24 protein-coding genes are annotated in these 17624 nt (G+C 34.4%); 22 read left to right on the top strand and 2 right to left on the bottom strand.

Annotated elements, in window-relative coordinates; translation table 11 throughout:
- Window positions 1-3 precede the first annotated feature (3 nt).
- Window positions 4-3255 (bottom strand): SusC/RagA family TonB-linked outer membrane protein, encoded by a 3252-nt coding sequence (locus FJOH_RS02110; RefSeq protein ID WP_012022495.1) that lies wholly within the window; start codon window positions 3253-3255, stop codon window positions 4-6.
- Between the two features lie 471 nt (window positions 3256-3726).
- Window positions 3727-5427 carry a BamA/TamA family outer membrane protein gene (locus FJOH_RS02105; protein WP_012022494.1) on the bottom strand — a complete coding sequence of 567 codons (1701 nt, stop codon included), beginning with the start codon at window positions 5425-5427 and terminating at the stop codon, window positions 3727-3729.
- Window positions 5428-5610: 183 nt separating this feature from the next.
- Here FJOH_RS02105 and rpsL point away from each other — a divergent pair, with 183 nt between their 5' ends.
- The 22 genes from rpsL to rpsE all read left to right on the top strand — a co-directional run bounded on the left by rpsL (window position 5611) and on the right by rpsE (window position 17613).
- Window positions 5611-5994 carry a 30S ribosomal protein S12 gene (rpsL, locus tag FJOH_RS02100; RefSeq protein WP_007136570.1) on the top strand — a complete coding sequence of 128 codons (384 nt, stop codon included), beginning with the start codon at window positions 5611-5613 and terminating at the stop codon, window positions 5992-5994.
- Between the two features lie 24 nt (window positions 5995-6018).
- Entirely contained in the window at window positions 6019-6495 is a 477-nt protein-coding gene (rpsG, locus tag FJOH_RS02095) for a 30S ribosomal protein S7 (protein ID WP_012022493.1), read from the top strand.
- Between the two features lie 11 nt (window positions 6496-6506).
- Window positions 6507-8663: an elongation factor G gene (gene fusA / locus FJOH_RS02090; RefSeq protein ID WP_012022492.1), complete on the top strand. Its 2157-nt coding sequence runs from the start codon at window positions 6507-6509 to the stop codon at window positions 8661-8663.
- Between the two features lie 10 nt (window positions 8664-8673).
- Entirely contained in the window at window positions 8674-8979 is a 306-nt protein-coding gene (gene rpsJ, locus FJOH_RS02085) for a 30S ribosomal protein S10 (protein ID WP_007803605.1), read from the top strand.
- A gap of 406 nt (window positions 8980-9385) precedes the next feature.
- Entirely contained in the window at window positions 9386-10003 is a 618-nt protein-coding gene (rplC, locus tag FJOH_RS02080; protein ID WP_012022491.1) for a 50S ribosomal protein L3, read from the top strand.
- The gene (rplD, locus tag FJOH_RS02075; protein WP_012022490.1) at window positions 10003-10632 is read left to right on the top strand and encodes a 50S ribosomal protein L4; all 630 of its coding nucleotides are present in this window, start codon (window positions 10003-10005) and stop codon (window positions 10630-10632) included. Before rplC ends, rplD begins: the two co-directional genes overlap by 1 nt.
- 7 nt (window positions 10633-10639) lie before the next feature.
- A complete protein-coding gene (rplW, locus tag FJOH_RS02070; RefSeq protein WP_012022489.1) occupies window positions 10640-10930 on the top strand; it encodes a 50S ribosomal protein L23 in 291 nt (96 codons plus the stop codon).
- 9 nt (window positions 10931-10939) lie between these two features.
- Window positions 10940-11764 (top strand): 50S ribosomal protein L2, encoded by an 825-nt coding sequence (rplB, locus tag FJOH_RS02065; protein ID WP_008464287.1) that lies wholly within the window; start codon window positions 10940-10942, stop codon window positions 11762-11764.
- A gap of 6 nt (window positions 11765-11770) precedes the next feature.
- Window positions 11771-12049, top strand: a complete 279-nt coding sequence (gene rpsS / locus FJOH_RS02060) for a 30S ribosomal protein S19 (protein ID WP_012022488.1) — start codon at window positions 11771-11773, stop codon at window positions 12047-12049.
- A gap of 8 nt (window positions 12050-12057) precedes the next feature.
- Window positions 12058-12471: a 50S ribosomal protein L22 gene (gene rplV / locus FJOH_RS02055; RefSeq protein ID WP_007803631.1), complete on the top strand. Its 414-nt coding sequence runs from the start codon at window positions 12058-12060 to the stop codon at window positions 12469-12471.
- A 5-nt stretch (window positions 12472-12476) separates the two neighbouring features.
- A complete protein-coding gene (gene rpsC / locus FJOH_RS02050; RefSeq protein ID WP_012022487.1) occupies window positions 12477-13235 on the top strand; it encodes a 30S ribosomal protein S3 in 759 nt (252 codons plus the stop codon).
- 19 nt (window positions 13236-13254) lie between these two features.
- A complete protein-coding gene (gene rplP, locus FJOH_RS02045) occupies window positions 13255-13680 on the top strand; it encodes a 50S ribosomal protein L16 (protein WP_008464295.1) in 426 nt (141 codons plus the stop codon).
- Window positions 13681-13692: 12 nt separating this feature from the next.
- Complete coding sequence (rpmC, locus tag FJOH_RS02040) at window positions 13693-13884, top strand: 50S ribosomal protein L29 (RefSeq protein ID WP_012022486.1); 192 nt, start codon at window positions 13693-13695, stop codon at window positions 13882-13884.
- Window positions 13885-13901: 17 nt separating this feature from the next.
- The gene (gene rpsQ, locus FJOH_RS02035) at window positions 13902-14162 is read left to right on the top strand and encodes a 30S ribosomal protein S17 (RefSeq protein WP_012022485.1); all 261 of its coding nucleotides are present in this window, start codon (window positions 13902-13904) and stop codon (window positions 14160-14162) included.
- A gap of 2 nt (window positions 14163-14164) precedes the next feature.
- On the top strand, window positions 14165-14533 hold the full coding sequence (gene rplN / locus FJOH_RS02030; protein ID WP_007803649.1) for a 50S ribosomal protein L14: 369 nt from the start codon (window positions 14165-14167) through the stop codon (window positions 14531-14533).
- 11 nt (window positions 14534-14544) lie between these two features.
- Window positions 14545-14859 (top strand): 50S ribosomal protein L24, encoded by a 315-nt coding sequence (gene rplX / locus FJOH_RS02025; RefSeq protein WP_008464300.1) that lies wholly within the window; start codon window positions 14545-14547, stop codon window positions 14857-14859.
- Window positions 14860-14861: 2 nt separating this feature from the next.
- Complete coding sequence (gene rplE, locus FJOH_RS02020; RefSeq protein ID WP_012022484.1) at window positions 14862-15413, top strand: 50S ribosomal protein L5; 552 nt, start codon at window positions 14862-14864, stop codon at window positions 15411-15413.
- Window positions 15414-15416: 3 nt separating this feature from the next.
- Window positions 15417-15686 (top strand): 30S ribosomal protein S14, encoded by a 270-nt coding sequence (rpsN, locus tag FJOH_RS02015; RefSeq protein WP_008464305.1) that lies wholly within the window; start codon window positions 15417-15419, stop codon window positions 15684-15686.
- 77 nt (window positions 15687-15763) lie between these two features.
- Window positions 15764-16162, top strand: coding sequence for a 30S ribosomal protein S8 (gene rpsH, locus FJOH_RS02010; RefSeq protein ID WP_008464306.1), 399 nt, complete (start codon window positions 15764-15766; stop codon window positions 16160-16162).
- 18 nt (window positions 16163-16180) lie between these two features.
- Window positions 16181-16723, top strand: a complete 543-nt coding sequence (rplF, locus tag FJOH_RS02005) for a 50S ribosomal protein L6 (protein WP_012022483.1) — start codon at window positions 16181-16183, stop codon at window positions 16721-16723.
- Window positions 16724-16734: 11 nt separating this feature from the next.
- Window positions 16735-17085, top strand: a complete 351-nt coding sequence (gene rplR, locus FJOH_RS02000) for a 50S ribosomal protein L18 (protein ID WP_012022482.1) — start codon at window positions 16735-16737, stop codon at window positions 17083-17085.
- 3 nt (window positions 17086-17088) lie between these two features.
- Window positions 17089-17613 carry a 30S ribosomal protein S5 gene (rpsE, locus tag FJOH_RS01995; RefSeq protein WP_085949269.1) on the top strand — a complete coding sequence of 175 codons (525 nt, stop codon included), beginning with the start codon at window positions 17089-17091 and terminating at the stop codon, window positions 17611-17613.
- Window positions 17614-17624 lie beyond the last annotated feature (11 nt).

Below are 17624 nucleotides of genomic sequence, written 5' to 3'. Positions count from 1 at the left end.
AGCTTAGAATTTTATTGTTAAGTTACAACCAATATTTCTAGTTGTTGGTAAAGAACCAATAGAAAGACCTTGAGATCCAACATTAGATCCTAATCCACTTTCTGGGTCTGCGTCTGGAATATTTTTCTGAATTATCCATAAGTTAGAACCAATAAGTGAAATTTTCGCATCTACTAATTTCATTTTTTGTACTAATGAAGATGGTAAGCTATAAGTAATGTTAACCTCTCTTAATTTGATAAAACCAGCATCATAAACATATTGGCTTCTAGGTCCATTTGTATAAGCATTTGTTATTGCTCCACCTGTAGAATAAGCAGTTCTCGTAGTGTTTGGAGTTCCGTCAGCATAAACACCTTCAAGAATTACACCACCACCATTAACAAGTGTATTTCTTTTAGGAATTCCAAGATCATTGTTTCCTGCTGTTTCATTAGTTAAACCTGTTCCTACACCATACCATTGGTCAGTAGAGAAAATGTCACCACCATGTTTAGTGTCAATTAAGAAACTGAAAGATAAACTTTTGTATGTGAATTTATTTCTAATACCTCCAATCCAGTCTGGATTGATGTTTCCTATGATATTGTTAGTAGATGTATTGATTACATATCTACCAGTAGCTGGGTTGATAACTCTTTGCCCATCTGCTGTGTAAGTGTAATCTGTTCCTTTTAATACTCCGAAAGGTTGTCCAACCACAGCATTTAAAGTTACAGTACCAGGGAAAGAAGATATTTGTAAGTTGCTTACACCATCAGCTAAAGCTGTAACCATATTTTCGTTTTTAGACCAGTTTACGTTAATATCCCAAGCAAAATTATTAGTTTTTACTGGAGTTACGTTAAACTGAACCTCAATACCTTTATTTTCGATTTTTGCAGCATTTACATATTTAGATGTATAACCTGTTGCAGTTGAGTAAGGTACTCTTACTGCTTCACCATCGTTTATGTTTTTATATAAACTCACATCAAATCCAATTCTTCTGTTTAAGAATTGCATCTCAAGACCTACCTCTGTAGTGTTTGTTTTAATAGGTCTTAAATCTGGATTATTTTTGATTGAGTTAACAGAATACATTTGATTGTTGTTGAACGGATCGTATTTTGTATAAGTGTCAACTAAAGCTAAAGCAGGTGTTCCAAGTGGGCTTTCAGAATAACCTCCTCTTAATTTACCAAAACTTAACCAGCTAGCATCGATGTTTTTTGAGAAAACCCAGCTACCAGAAACAGAGCTACTAATTAGGCTGTTATCGTCTGCAGGTAAGTTAGAGAAAGCATCTCTACGTGCAGTTGCATCGATGAAATAAGTATCTAAGAAACCTAACGAAGCAGAAGCATAATAACTGTTAACAGATGTTTTTGTTTCTCTTTCGTATGGATATGGACTAGCAGCTCTAGAGTTTGATAAACTGTAGATTCCAGGAATAATAAGACCTCCTTGTGTAGAAGCTGTGATTTGGTTGAAATATGTATTTCTGATTGTACCCCCAGCTACTCCAGTTAAACTTACGTTTTCACCAAAGTTATGTTTGAAGTTAAGAAGTAAATTATAGTTTTGCTCAGAGAAGTTTCCGTTGTAACGTTGGTATCCAGAAGTCTCGTCTAGTGCGTTAATACCGAAAGTTTTAGCTACAGAACCTACAGCTACTCTTTCTTCACGGATTTCAGCATATGTATCTGTTGAAACTTTTGCTGTTGCAGAAAGCCAGTCAGCAATTTTGTAAGTAAAGTTTGCGTAACCTATGAAACGATTTCTGCTGTCATTTTGATAGTTTTGGTAACGCTCAAAATATGGGTTGTTCCAGTAAGCTGGAGCTCCATTAGCAACAGATTTTCTGTTCCAAGTGATGTTTTCTCCGCCTGAATTGTTGTAAGCTCTTTCAAGCTCTTTAATATCAACGTTTGTTTGCCACCATTGACGGAAACCAGAAATTAAGTTGGCACTGTATCCTGTCATGTTTCTACCTAGAGTTTCTTGTGCTGAGAAATTAGCAAAAGTACTAAGAGATAATCTGTCTGTAAATTGGTGATTTAATTTTAAACTGAAGTTGTTTTTTCTTAATTCACTGTTTGGTAAAATACCAGTTTGTTTAGTATTAGTATAGTTGAAAACAACGTTAGTTTTTTCGTTTCCATCTTCGAAAGAGATGCTGTTTACTAATGAAAGTGAATTTTTGAAGAATTTAAATGGATCGTTAGCAGCAGCTTTCCATGGTGTTGCTTTTCCATAATTGTTGTTTCCCGGGTATAATGAGAAAGCATCCCATTGGTAAACATTTAATGTTGGGTCAAAAGCATCTCCTACAGAAGCGTCATCTCCCATAGCAACTACTAAGTCTGGAATACCATCACCATCGATATCTTGTTCTCCGAAAGAACCTCCGTAACCAGCACCGTAATCTTTTTGATATTTTACGAATGTAGATTTATCAGGGCTTCCTGTTACTACCTCAGATGAAACTGTAATACCTAATCCTCTTTTAGCTTTACCTTTTTTAGTAGTAATCATTAAAACTCCGTTTCCTGCTAAATAACCATATAATGCAGATGCAGTTGCACCTTTCAATACGTTAACACTTTCAATATCCTCTGGATTGATATCCATAGCGTTATTACCATAGTCAAAACCTCTACCTCCTGATGATTGAGCTGTTGTTCCGTCATTTGTGTTGTTACCATTGTTGATTGGCATACCATCAATAACGATTAACATTTCATTACTTTGACCAATAGCTTTAACCCCTCTTGATATTGCACTTGTTGAACCACCAAAGTTTGAGTTTCTTGTGATGTTAACACCGGCAACTTTTCCTGAAAGTTCATTCAAAAAGTTACCACTAGAAGTACCATTTCTTAGGTCTCCTCCTTTTACTTCTTGAGTAGCGTATCCAAGAGATTTTTTCTCTCTTTTAACACCTAAAGCTGTTGTTACAACAACGCTTTCAAGCTCTTGTGCATCTCCAGCTAATTTTACGTTAACTGTAGATGAAGTTGCAGCTATTTCTTGAGTTTTCATCCCAATGTAGCTAAATACCAAAACTTGGCTTGATGATGCTTTGATCGAATATTTACCATCAAAGTCTGTTTGTGTTCCTGCTTTAGTTCCTTTAACTAATACACTTACACCTGGTAAAGGCATTCCTGCATTGTCAGAAACTGTTCCAGAAACAGCTCTTTCTTGCGCAAAAGAAAGTTGCGCAACTAGTACTAATAAAAGCACTAAGAATCCATTGAACTTTAGTTTCATTTTTAAATATTTTGAATTAGTATCGCAAAACTCTTAATAATTTGTTAACTTTCCTAATATTAAAAGCTTTTTTTTTAGTTAAATTATGATTTTGCTCTATGATTTTGTTTTTTTATTGTTAATAAAAGCATCCGATTTAGGAATTCTCAGAATTTAAGGTAAATTATGATAATAATTAAAAATATTTAGACTGGAATAAATGTTAAATTTATTAATACTTAGTCTTTTATTGTTTTTTTTATAACTTTTATACTATAAAAATTATACTCTTTATGATAGGCTTTTTGTTAAAAATGATTTTCTTTTATAAAAAAAGCTTCTTATATGTATAAAAAACGCAGAAGTGTAATTTTATTTTTTTTGTTAAAAAATGACTTTATGATAATTTAACAATGAGGTTTTAATTGTGTTTTTTTTAGAGGTTAATATCTTTTTTTAACTCTCAGGTGTTTGTGTTTTATGGTATTTGAATTAGAATTTTACATTATAGGATAAGTTTAAAATGCTATTGTAGAATTTAATATTGCTGTTGTTTATTGTGCCATTTGCTATTGTTAGTTTTAGAAGTCCGTTTGATGTTAATATTCCGACTCCTATTCCAACTGAAACTAGATTGTTGAATTTTTTATTTTCAGGAGATGTTTGATCTTGGTATAGGCCGTAATCTAAAATTGAATGAAGATAAAGATTTTGATTTGCCAGAAAGCGATATTCTGTTAATAGTAAATTTATACTGTTGCCTTGTAAGCTGTTTTCTGCAAATCCTCTAATCGAATTCATTCCGCCAAAGCGAAACAGTTCATTGTTTATGTAATTTGTGCTTTTTAGATAAAGAAGTTGTGGGTTGATGTATATTAAATTCTTTTTGTTCAGTTCGATGTTGTATGCTAAATTTAGATTTGTGTAAAATTGACTGCTTGGTTCTGCTGTTTCTGGCAAGTTGTTGGTGTTTCTTTTTCCGTATCCTAATGTGCAGTTAAAAAAAGACTTTAATGGAAAAAGAGTGTTGGTTTGGTCAATTTTCTTGTATTCGTAATTTGATGTAATAAATGAATTCTTAAAGTCGCTTATTTTTGAATTGTTTGTGTTTTGGATGTCGCTTGATTCTGTTGCTTGGTAGCCTAGGTAAATTTTTGAATTGTAATTTAAGAGATATCCCAGTTCGATAGCTGTTTTTGTATTTTGAAAAGTGCTGTCTCGTTTAAAAATATTTAACTGTGCCTTTATTGCGAGCGAAGTTTTAAATATGTAGGGTATTTCTAATTTGGTGTTAAAAGTTTTTTGTTGATTTCCGTCGCTTTTCCAGTATAATGAAAAATGTTCCCCAGCATGGAGAGTGTTTATTAATGAAGCGTCTAAGTAGCTATTCAATCTTATTTTTTTGTCTTCATTGTTTGAAAATCCAATAAATCCATCAAAAGTGTTTGCTTTTCTTTTTTCTATATAAGTATAGATTTTTGTAGAGTCATTCGTAAAAAGTATTTCAGGATATTTTGTTTGTGAAACAAATTCGAAATTATTAATGTCTTCGTAAAGCTCTTTTAATGTTTCTTGATTAAAAGTTTTATTTAGATATTTTTTGTTGAGTTGTTTTAGATGACCTTTAGGAAAGAAATCAGTTGAACTCTGATTTGTGTAATTTAGGATGATTGAATTTATGACTCGTTTTTTTTCTTTTTTGAAATTCAGATCGGCATAAATTATTGCGTTTTTTCTTTGTATGTTTTCAAGTTTGATTTTGTTGAGTGAATAACCTGATTTTTCGGCAATTGAAGTTTCTTTTTCTAAATAGCTTTCGATTTCACTATAAGGTATGATTACGGTGTCGTTTTGTTTCTTTTTAAAATTAGAAATGGTATAATTTGTACCTATATATATATGAATGTATTTTATTTTGTTTTTTAATTCGAAAACGGAAATGTATGTACTGTCATTTGTTTTTTTAGTTTCAATAATCTTGTTGTCTATATAGCCTTCTTTTGAAAGTTTTTTAGAAATGTTTTTAATTTCGTCGAAAAGTGATTTCGTGTTATGGTGGATTGTTGTGTAGGATAAAGAGTCAATAGTTTTGTTTTCAAGGATATTCGAACCGTTTATTTTTAGGTAAAAGTTTTGAGTGTAAGCCGAGGTGCTTATTAAAATGAAAAAGAAGGTTTGAAAAAACAGTTTCAAGAATAAAGTTTTTTGTTTGGTTATATGTGATGCAAATATCTATTGTTTGTTTGTAAAAACATACAATTAAATAATGTTGTTGAAAATTAATAGATTAACGTTTGTATAGTGAAATTTATTTTATACATTTGCAACCCCGTAAAAAGCGGGAATTTAATATCATATTAATTTTTAGTATTAATTATGCCAACAATTCAACAATTAGTAAGAACAGGAAGAACTCAGATAACTAAGAAGAGTAAATCGGTTGCTTTAGATTCTTGTCCTCAAAGAAGAGGGGTTTGTACGCGTGTTTACACTACTACACCAAAAAAACCAAACTCTGCAATGCGTAAAGTTGCGCGTGTGCGTTTGACAAATGGTAATGAGGTGAATGCTTACATTCCTGGAGAAGGACACAATCTACAAGAGCACTCGATAGTATTAGTTAGAGGCGGAAGGGTAAAAGATTTACCAGGTGTTAGATATCATATCGTTCGTGGAGCGCTTGATACGTCAGGTGTTGCGGGAAGAACGCAAAGAAGATCTAAGTACGGTGCTAAACGCCCAAAAGAAGCAAAAAAGTAATTTAAAAACTTTTAAGAAAAAGACATGAGAAAAAGAGCGGCAAAGAAAAGACCACTTTTACCGGATCCTAGGTTTAACGACCAATTAGTAACACGTTTTGTGAATAACTTAATGTGGGATGGTAAGAAATCTACAGCTTTTAAAGTATTTTATGATGCTATTGATATCATCGAAACTAAAAAGCAAAATGATGAAAAAACTTCATTAGAAATTTGGAAAGATGCTTTAACAAACGTTATGCCTCACGTAGAAGTGCGTAGCCGTAGAGTTGGTGGAGCTACATTCCAAATCCCAATGCAGATTCGTCCGGACAGAAAAATTTCTATGGCTATGAAGTGGTTAATACTTTATGCTAGAAGAAGAAATGAAAAATCTATGGCACAACGTTTAGCATCAGAGTGTTTAGCTGCTGCTAAAGAAGAAGGTGCTGCGGTTAAGAAAAGAATGGATACTCACAAAATGGCAGAGGCTAATAAAGCATTCTCTCACTTTAGATTTTAATTCGTAAAGAAATGGCTAGAGATTTAAAATATACAAGAAATATCGGGATTGCTGCTCACATTGATGCTGGTAAAACAACAACTACTGAGCGTATTCTTTTTTATACTGGAAAATCACACAAAATTGGTGAGGTGCACGATGGTGCTGCGACAATGGACTGGATGGCGCAAGAGCAAGAAAGAGGTATTACAATTACGTCTGCTGCTACAACTTGTACTTGGAACTTTCCAACTGAGCAGGGAAAAGTTATTCCTCAATCATTACCTTATCACTTCAATATTATTGATACTCCTGGGCACGTTGACTTTACTGTAGAGGTAAATCGTTCTTTACGTGTACTTGATGGTTTAGTTTTCTTGTTTAGTGCTGTTGATGGTGTTGAGCCTCAATCAGAGACTAACTGGAGACTTGCAGATCAATATAGAGTTCCTCGTATGGGATTCGTAAACAAAATGGACCGTCAAGGTGCTAACTTTTTAGCTGTATGCGGACAGGTTAAAGATATGTTGAAATCGAATGCGGTTGCAATTACTTTACCTATTGGTGATGAAGCGGATTTTAAAGGTATTGTTGACTTAGTAAAAAATCAAGCTATTGTATGGCATGATGAAACACAAGGAGCTACTTTTGATATCGTTGATATACCTGCTGATATGGTTGACGAAGTAAAACACTATCGTTCTATTCTTATCGAAGAGATTGCTACTTATGACGAGAATCTTTTGGATAAATACATGGAAGATGAAAATTCTATTTCAGAAGAAGAAATCAATAATGCATTAAGAGCTGCTACTATTGATATGGCAATTATTCCAATGCTTGCTGGTTCGTCTTTCAAAAACAAAGGTGTTCAATTTATGTTGGATGCAGTTTGTAAGTATTTACCATCTCCTTTAGATAAAGAAGGTATTGAAGGTATTCATCCTGATGATGCTGATTTATTAGAAGAGGATCAAACTAAAATCTTGCGTAAGCCAGATGTTAAAGAGCCATTTGCTGCTTTAGCATTTAAAATTGCTACTGATCCATTCGTTGGTCGTTTAGCTTTCTTCCGTGCTTACTCTGGGCGTTTAGATGCAGGTTCTTATGTTTTAAATACTCGTTCTGGAAATAAAGAAAGAATTTCTCGTATTTACCAAATGCACGCGAACAAGCAAAATCCAATCGAATTTATTGAGGCTGGAGATATTGGAGCTGCTGTTGGATTTAAAGATATTAAAACAGGAGATACTCTTTGTGATGAAAAGAATCCAATTGTATTGGAATCTATGAAATTCCCGGATCCTGTAATTGGTATTGCTATTGAGCCAAAAACAAAAGCTGACGTTGATAAAATGGGTATGGCTTTAGCTAAATTGGCTGAAGAGGATCCGACATTTACAGTTAGAACTGATGAGGCTTCAGGGCAGACAATTATTTCTGGTATGGGTGAGCTTCACTTAGATATCTTAGTAGATCGTATGAAACGTGAATTTAAAGTTGAAGTAAACCAAGGTGAGCCTCAAGTTGAATACAAAGAAGCGTTTACAAGATCTGCAACACATAGAGAGACTTACAAGAAACAATCTGGAGGTCGTGGTAAATTCGGTGATATCGTATTTACAATTGAGCCTGCTGATGAAGTTGATGGTAAAGTTCCAGTTGGATTACAATTTATCAATGCTGTAAAAGGTGGTAACGTTCCTAAAGAATATATCCCTGCTGTTGAAAAAGGATTTAGAGAAGCTATGAAAACTGGTCCATTAGCAGGATATGCTGTGGATAGTTTAAAAGTAACTTTAACTGATGGATCTTTCCACCCTGTGGATTCTGATGCATTATCTTTTGAATTAGCTGCAAGAATGGGTTATAAAGAGTCTGGACGCGCTGCTGGAGCTGTTATTCTTGAGCCAATCATGAAAATCGAAGTTATTACTCCAGAAGAAAACATGGGTGATATTGTAGGTGACTTGAACCGTCGTAGAGGTCAGGTTAATGATATGGGTGATAGAAATGGTGCAAAAACTATTAAGGCTGATGTGCCTTTATCAGAAATGTTTGGATATGTAACTACATTAAGAACATTATCTTCTGGTAGAGCTACTTCTACAATGGAGTTTTCTCACTATGCAGAAACACCTTCTAATATTTCAGAAGAGGTAATCAAAAAAGCAAAAGGTAACGCTTAATTTTAAGAAAATGAGTCAAAAAATCAGAATAAAACTAAAATCTTACGATCACATGTTGGTAGATAAATCTGCTGAAAAGATCGTAAAAACAGTAAAAACTACTGGAGCAGTTGTGACAGGTCCAATCCCGTTGCCAACTCACAAAAAACTTTTCACTGTATTGCGTTCTCCGCACGTTAACAAAAAAGCGAGAGAGCAATTTGAAGTAATGTCATACAAGAGATTGATTGATATTTATTCATCTTCATCTAAAACTATTGATGCTTTAATGAAACTTGAGTTACCAAGTGGTGTTGAAGTAGAGATTAAAGTATAATTTTATTATATTTTTTATATAAAAAGCGAGTCAGAAATGTCTCGCTTTTTTTGTTTTTGAATTATAGGCTTTTTTGTGTGATTTTAAGATGTTATATGTTTAATATTTTTTTTCACCAATTTTTGTAAAGCCCTTTGTTTTAAAGCTATTCAGATGATTTTTGTTGTTGTTTTGTTAATTAATTGTTAGGCGTAAGTCGATTGTAAAAGGGTAAAAGAGTTTGAAAAATTAGATTAGAAAAAGTTGTTTTTGATGCTGGTTTGAGGCTTGGATTTTGATTATGAGCGATTTAATTTTTGTAACTGTTTGGTATATTCAATTTTAATGTCTACTTTTGCACTCCCTGTTTGGAAATTTCTGTTATTTTCAAATTGAAGGGAATTTTAGTAATTAATAATTAATATTTATGTCTGGGTTAATTGGTAAAAAAATCGGCATGACTAGTATTTTCGACGAAAACGGGAAAAACATTCCTTGTACAGTAATCGAAGCTGGACCATGTGTTGTTACCCAAGTCAGAACCAACGAGGTTGACGGGTATGAAGCGTTGCAACTTGGTTTCGATGACAAAAACGAGAAACATTCTACTAAAGCTGCTTTAGGGCACTTTAAAAAAGCTGGAACTGTTGCTAAGAAAAAAGTCGTTGAATTCCAAGATTTTGCAACTGAGCAAAAATTAGGAGATCTTATTGATGTTTCTATTTTTGAAGAAGGAGAGTTTGTAGACGTGCAAGGTGTGTCTAAAGGTAAAGGTTTCCAAGGTGTTGTTAAACGTCACGGTTTTGGTGGGGTTGGGCAAGCTACACATGGTCAGCACAACCGTTTAAGAGCGCCAGGTTCTGTAGGAGCATCTTCTTATCCGTCTAGAGTATTCAAAGGAATGCGTATGGCTGGAAGAATGGGAGGAGATAATGTAAAAGTTCAAAACCTTAGAGTTTTAAAAGTAGTTGCTGAAAAGAATCTACTTGTTGTTAAAGGATGTATTCCAGGACACAAAAACTCTTACGTAATCATTCAGAAGTAATGGAAGTAAAAGTATTAGATTTCAACGGAAAAGATACTGGAAGAAAAGTTCAACTTTCTGATTCAGTATTCGCAATTGAACCAAACAATCACGCAGTATATCTTGATGTTAAGCAATATCTTGCTAATCAAAGACAAGGTACTCATAAAGCTAAAGAAAGAGCTGAAGTAACTGGAAGTACGCGTAAGATTAAAAAACAAAAAGGTACGGGTACGGCTCGTGCGGGAAGTGTTAAGAATCCTTTGTTTAAAGGTGGAGGAACAGTTTTCGGGCCAAGACCAAGAAGTTATTCATTCAAATTGAATAAAAACTTAAAAAGATTGGCTAGAAAATCAGCTTTCTCTATCAAAGCAAAAGAGTCGAATATTATCGTTCTTGAAGACTTTAATTTTGAAGCGCCAAACACTAAAAATTTCATTAACGTTTTGAAAGCTTTAGGGTTAGAAAATAAAAAATCTCTATTTGTGTTGGGTGAGTCAAATAAAAATGTATATTTGTCGTCACGCAATTTAAAGGCCTCTAATGTCGTAACTAGCTCAGAATTAAGCACTTACGCAATATTAAACACTAATAATTTAGTGCTTTTGGAGGGTTCTTTAGAGTTAATTGAAGAAAATTTAAGTAAATAATAGGAGTATGAGTATCATAATTAGACCTATAGTAACTGAAAAAGTAACCAAAGAAAGTGAAGTTCTTAACCGTTTCGGATTCGTTGTTGACAAAAAAGCAAACAAAGTTCAAATTAAGAAAGCTGTTGAAGCTGCTTATGGAGTAACTATCGTTTCTGTTAACACAATGAATGTGAGACCAGACAGATCTACTAAATACACTAAAAGTGGTTTAATCAGTGGAAAGACAAATGCAATCAAAAAAGCAATTGTTCAAGTACAAGAAGGAGAAACAATTGATTTTTACAACAATATCTAAGATAGAAAAATGTCAGTAAGAAAATTAAAACCTATTACCCCGGGTCAGCGATTTAGAGTTGTGAATGGTTATGACGCTATTACAACTGATAAGCCGGAACGCTCTTTGATAGCGCCGATAAAAAACTCAGGAGGTAGAAATAGTCAAGGAAAGATGACCATGCGTTATACGGGTGGTGGTCACAAGCAGAGATATCGTATTATTGATTTCAAAAGAACTAAAGATGGAATTCCAGCTACAGTGAAATCAATCGAATATGATCCAAATCGTACTGCGTTTATCGCTTTATTAGCTTATGCTGATGGAGAGAAAACTTATATTATCGCTCAAAACGGATTGAAAGTTGGTCAGAAATTAGTTTCTGGTCCAGAATCTCAACCAGAGATTGGTAATACTTTACCTTTAAGCAGAATTCCTCTTGGAACTGTTATATCTTGTATTGAGTTACGTCCAGGACAAGGAGCTGTAATTGCTCGTTCAGCTGGAACTTTTGCTCAGTTAATGGCAAGAGACGGGAAATACGCAACAATTAAAATGCCATCTGGAGAAACAAGATTAATCTTGTTAACTTGTTCGGCTACAATTGGAGCTGTTTCTAACTCTGACCACCAATTAGTTGTATCTGGAAAAGCAGGTAGAACAAGATGGTTAGGAAGAAGACCTAGAACTAGACCAGTAGCGATGAACCCAGTTGATCACCCTATGGGAGGTGGTGAAGGACGTTCTTCTGGAGGGCACCCACGTTCAAGAAACGGATTGCCAGCTAAAGGTTACAGAACTCGTTCTAAGAAAAACCCGAGTAACAAGTATATCGTAGAACGTAGAAAGAAATAATAAGATATGGCACGTTCATTAAAAAAAGGACCTTTCGTTCATTATAAATTAGACAAGAAAGTTCAAGAAAACGTAGAAAGTGGTAAAAATAGTGTAGTTAAGACTTGGTCTAGAGCTTCTATGATTACTCCGGATTTCGTTGGACAAACTATCGCAGTTCATAACGGTCGTCAATTTGTACCAGTTTACGTAACAGAAAACATGGTAGGTCACAAATTAGGAGAGTTTTCGCCAACTAGATCTTTTAGAGGTCATGCTGGAGCAAAAAATAAAGGTAAAAAATAAAAGAAGCAATGGGAGTTCGTAAAAGAGAAACAGCAGATGCGAGAAAAGAGGCTAATAAGTCTATCGCTTTCGCAAAATTGAATAACTGCCCTACTTCACCTAGAAAAATGCGCTTAGTAGCGGACTTGGTAAGAGGTCAGAAGGTAGAAAGAGCACTTAACATCTTAAGATTCAGTTCTAAAGAAGCTTCAAGAAAATTAGAAAAACTATTATTATCTGCAATCAACAACTGGGAGCAAAAAAATAGTGAAGGTAATTTAGAAGAAGCTGGATTATTTGTTAAAGAGATCAGAGTAGATGGTGGAATGATGTTAAAAAGACTTCGTCCAGCTCCACAAGGTCGTGCACACAGAATAAGAAAACGTTCTAATCACGTAACAATCGTGCTTGGAGCTATCAATAACACACAAAGCAATTCTTAAGCAGCATGGGACAAAAGACAAATCCAATTGGAAATAGACTTGGTATCATCAGAGGATGGGACTCAAACTGGTATGGTGGAAATGATTACGGCGATAAATTAGCTGAAGATCACAAAATCAGAAAGTATATCCACGCTCGTTTATCAAAAGCTAGTGTATCTAAAGTAATCATCGAGAGAACTTTAAAGCTTGTAACCGTTACTATCACTACTGCTAGACCTGGTATCATTATCGGAAAAGGCGGACAAGAGGTAGACAAGTTAAAAGAGGAACTTAAGAAAGTTACTGATAAAGAGGTTCAAATTAACATCTTTGAAATTAAAAGACCTGAGTTAGATGCTTATCTTGTGGCGACAAGCATCGCTCGTCAAATCGAAAGCCGTATTTCTTACAGACGTGCAATCAAAATGGCTATTGCTGCTTCTATGCGTATGAACGCTGAAGGTATCAAAGTTTTGATTTCTGGTCGTTTGAATGGTGCTGAGATGGCGCGTTCTGAAGGTTTCAAAGAAGGTAGAATTCCTCTATCAACTTTCAGAGCTGATATTGATTATGCTTTGGCTGAAGCTCACACTACTTACGGTAGAATGGGTATCAAAGTATGGATCATGAAAGGTGAAGTTTATGGAAAGAGAGATCTTTCTCCACTTGCTGGAATGGATAAAAAACAATCTGGTACTGGCGGTGGTAAAGGTGGAGATGCCCCTAGAGGTAAATCTAACTTTAATAAAGGTGGAAAACCAGACGCTCGTAAAAGAAAGTAAATTTTTAAACTAAAGAAAAATGTTACAGCCTAAAAGAACAAAATACCGTAAGGTACAAAAAGGTAGAATGAAGGGTAACTCTCAAAGAGGGCATGAACTTTCAAATGGAATGTTTGGTATTAAATCTGTGCATGAAGATGGAATGTTCTTAACTTCACGTCAAATCGAAGCTGCGCGTATCGCTGCAACTCGTTACATGAAAAGAGAAGGACAATTGTGGATTAAAATTTTCCCAGACAAACCTATCACTAAGAAACCTCTTGAAGTACGTATGGGTAAAGGTAAAGGAGCAGTTGAATATTGGGCTGCTGTTGTTAAACCAGGAAGAATTATGTTTGAAGTTGGAGGGGTTCCATTGTCAGTTGCAAAAGAGGCTTTACGTCTTGCAGCTCAAAAACTTCCAGTAAAAACTAAGTTCGTCGTTGCTAGAGATTTCGAAGCATAATTTATATTTATTATGAAACAATCAGAAATAAAAGATCTTTCTGCAGCGGAGTTGCAAGAAAAGCTTAGTCAAACTAAGAAAGTATATGCTGACCTAAAAATGGCTCACGCTATTTCTCCAATTGCTAACCCACTTCGAATTAGAAGCGTTAGAAGAACAGTTGCTAGATTAGCTACAGAGTTAACTAAAAGAGAGTTACAATAATTGTATTCTGCTGAAAGATGGAAGAAAAAAGAAATTTAAGAAAAGAAAGAATAGGTGTTGTTACTTCAAATAAGATGGATAAATCTATCGTTATTTCAGAAGTAAGAAAAGTAAAACACCCATTATACGGTAAGTTCGTGTTGAAAACTAAGAAATATGTTGCACACGACGAAACAAACGACTGTAACATTGGTGATACTGTAAGAATTAGCGAAACGCGTCCTTTAAGTAAAACGAAATGTTGGAGATTAGTTGAAATCTTAGAAAGAGCTAAATAATTATGGTACAACAAGAATCAAGACTAAAAGTAGCAGATAACACGGGAGCTAAAGAAGTTTTAACTATTCGTGTTTTAGGAGGTACTAAAAGAAGATATGCCTCTGTTGGTGACAAAATTGTAGTTTCTATCAAAGATGCAACTCCAAACGGAAACGTAAAAAAAGGAGCGGTTTCAACTGCAGTTGTTGTGCGTACTAAAAAAGAAGTGAGAAGAGCTGATGGTTCTTATATCCGTTTCGATGACAATGCATGTGTTCTTTTGAATGCTGCAGGGGAAATGAGAGGAACTCGTGTTTTTGGTCCGGTAGCAAGAGAACTTCGTGAAAAACAATTCATGAAAATTGTATCATTAGCACCAGAAGTGCTTTAATTCGTTTTAAGATGATAAAGCTAAAAATAAAATCAGGAGATATCGTAAGAGTTATTGCTGGAGACCATAAAGGTGCTGAAGGTAAAGTTTTACGTGTTTACCGTGAAAAAAACAAAGCGATCGTTGAAGGTGTAAACCTGGTTTCAAAACATACTAAACCAAGTGCTAAAAACCCTCAAGGTGGTATCGTTAAGAAAGAGGCTTCTATTCAAATTTCTAACATTGCTTTAATTGATCCTAAAACTAAGGAAACAACTAGAGTAGGTATTAGAGTAGAAGGAGATAAGAAAGTAAGATTTTCAAAAAAATCTAATCAAGTACTATAGTAATGGCATATACACCTAGACTAAAAGAAGAATATAAGAGTAGAGTAATCTCTGCTCTTAAAGAAGAGTTCGGATATACAAACGTAATGCAAGTTCCTAAACTTGAAAAAATCGTTTTGAGCCGTGGAGTTGGTGCAGCTGTATCTGATAAAAAACTTATTGACTATGCAGTTGATGAGTTAACTAAGATCACTGGACAAAAAGCAGTATCTACAATTTCTAAGAAAGACGTTGCGTCTTTCAAATTAAGAAAAGGGATGCCTATTGGAGCAAAAGTTACTTTACGTGGAGAAAGAATGTATGAGTTTTTAGATAGACTTATTACTTCTGCTTTACCACGTGTTAGAGATTTTGGTGGTATTAAAGCTACTGGTTTCGACGGAAGAGGTAACTACAATCTTGGAGTTTTAGAGCAAATCATTTTCCCAGAAATTGATATTGACAAAGTAAATAAAATTTCAGGAATGGATATTACATTTGTTACTACTGCAAAAACAGACAAGGAAGCAAAGTCATTATTGGCTGAATTAGGATTACCTTTTAAAAAGAATTAAGACATGGCTAAAGAATCAATGAAAGCCCGCGAGGTGAAAAGAGAGAAAACGGTAGCTAAGTATGCTGAAAAGAGAAAAGCTTTATTAGAAGCTGGAGACTATGAAGGTTTACAAAGATTACCTAAAAATGCTTCACCTGTTCGTTTACACAATCGTTGCAAATTAACTGGAAGACCAAGAGGTTATATCCGTCAATTCGGAATCTCTCGTGTAACTTTCCGTGAAATGGCTAACAATGGATTAATTCCAGGTGTAAAAAAAGCCAGCTGGTAATTTAAAAAAGTTTATAAATTGATTAAAGGTTCAGGAAGCGGGTGCTTCCTGAAAACCATAATCGCAATCAAATACATATGTATACAGATCCTATTGCAGATTATTTGACTAGAGTTCGTAATGCTGTGGCTGCAAACCACAAAGTTGTTGAAATTCCAGCTTCTAATCTTAAAAAAGAAATAACTAAGATCTTATTCGATCAAGGTTATATCTTAAGTTACAAATTTGAGCAGAACACGGTTCAAGGTTCTATCAAAATTGCTTTAAAGTATGATAAAGATACTAAAGAGCCTGTAATTAAAGATATCCAAAGAATTAGTAAACCTGGTTTACGTAAGTACGCAGGTGCTGCCAAATTACCAAGAATCCTTAACGGATTAGGAATTGCTATTGTTTCTACATCAAAAGGTTTGATGACAGGAAAACAAGCTAAGCAGTTAAATGTAGGTGGTGAAGTAATTTGTTACGTATACTAATTTTAAACACTAGATAAGATGTCAAGAATAGGTAAAAGCCCAATTGTAATCCCTGCTGGTGTAACTGTAGAAGTTAAAGACGGTATTATTACAGTAAAAGGAAAAAAAGGTCAACTAGTTCAGGAGTTTTCGGACGTAAATGTAACTGTTGAAGGCGATCAAGTTTTAGTAGAAAGATCGTCTGATCATAAAGACCATAGAGCAAAACACGGATTATTCAGATCTTTGATCAGTAATATGGTTGTTGGTGTATCTGAAGGTTTCACAAAAGAACTAGAATTAGTTGGAGTTGGTTATAGAGCTTCAAACCAAGGACAAAAATTAGATTTAGCTCTTGGATATTCTCACAATATTGTTTTAGAAATTGCTCCAGAAGTAAGTTTAGAAACAATATCTGAAAAAGGTAAGAACCCAATTGTAAAATTAACATCATTTGATAAACAACTTTTAGGGCAAGTTGCAGCGAAAATCAGAGGTTTCCGTAAGCCAGAGCCGTACAAAGGAAAAGGTGTTAAATTTGTGGGTGAAGTATTAAGAAGAAAAGCAGGTAAATCAGCTTAAAATATAAGATTATGTCATTAACAAAATCTGAAAGAAGACAGAGAATTAAATTCAGAATTAGAAAAACGATTAGTGGTTCTGCTGCTAAGCCAAGATTGTCTGTATTTAGAAGTAACAAAGAAATTTACGCTCAACTTATTGATGATGTAAATGGAGTTACTATATTAGCTGCATCTTCAAGAGAAAAAGAAATAGCAAAAGGTACTAACGTTGAAATCGCTGCCGCTGTTGGAAAACTAGTTGCAGAGAAAGCGTTAAAAGCTGGGATAGATACCATCACTTTTGATAGAGGTGGATATTTATATCACGGTCGTATTAAATCATTAGCAGAAGGCGCAAGAGCCGCTGGACTTAAATTCTAATATATTATGTCTAAATACAAAAATGTAGAATTGGTAAAACCTAGTGGTCTTGAACTTAAAGATCGTCTAGTTAGTGTAAATCGTGTTACTAAAGTTACAAAAGGAGGTAGAGCTTTTGGTTTTTCTGCTATTGTAGTTGTAGGTGATGAAAATGGAGTAGTTGGTCACGGATTAGGAAAATCTAAAGACGTTTCTGAAGCAATTGCGAAAGCAGTAGAAGATGCTAAGAAAAACTTAGTTAGAATTCCTTTGAACGGACAATCTGTTCCTCACGAACAAAAAGGTAAATTTGGTGGTGCGCGTGTATTCTTAATCCCTGCCTCTCATGGTACAGGAGTTATTGCTGGTGGAGCTGTTCGTTCAGTTCTTGAATCAGTAGGTATTCACGACGTATTATCTAAATCTCAAGGATCATCAAATCCTCATAACGTAGTTAAAGCAACTTTTGATGCTTTATTACAAATGAGAAGCGCTCATACTGTTGCAAAACAGAGAGGAGTTTCTTTAGAAAAAGTTTTTAAAGGTTAATCAAGGAAATT

Source organism: Flavobacterium johnsoniae UW101 (assembly GCF_000016645.1).
Classification (GTDB): domain Bacteria; phylum Bacteroidota; class Bacteroidia; order Flavobacteriales; family Flavobacteriaceae; genus Flavobacterium; species Flavobacterium johnsoniae.
The sequence above is the reverse complement of the archived record's forward strand: the minus strand, read 5'-3'. Positions and strand labels throughout refer to the sequence as shown.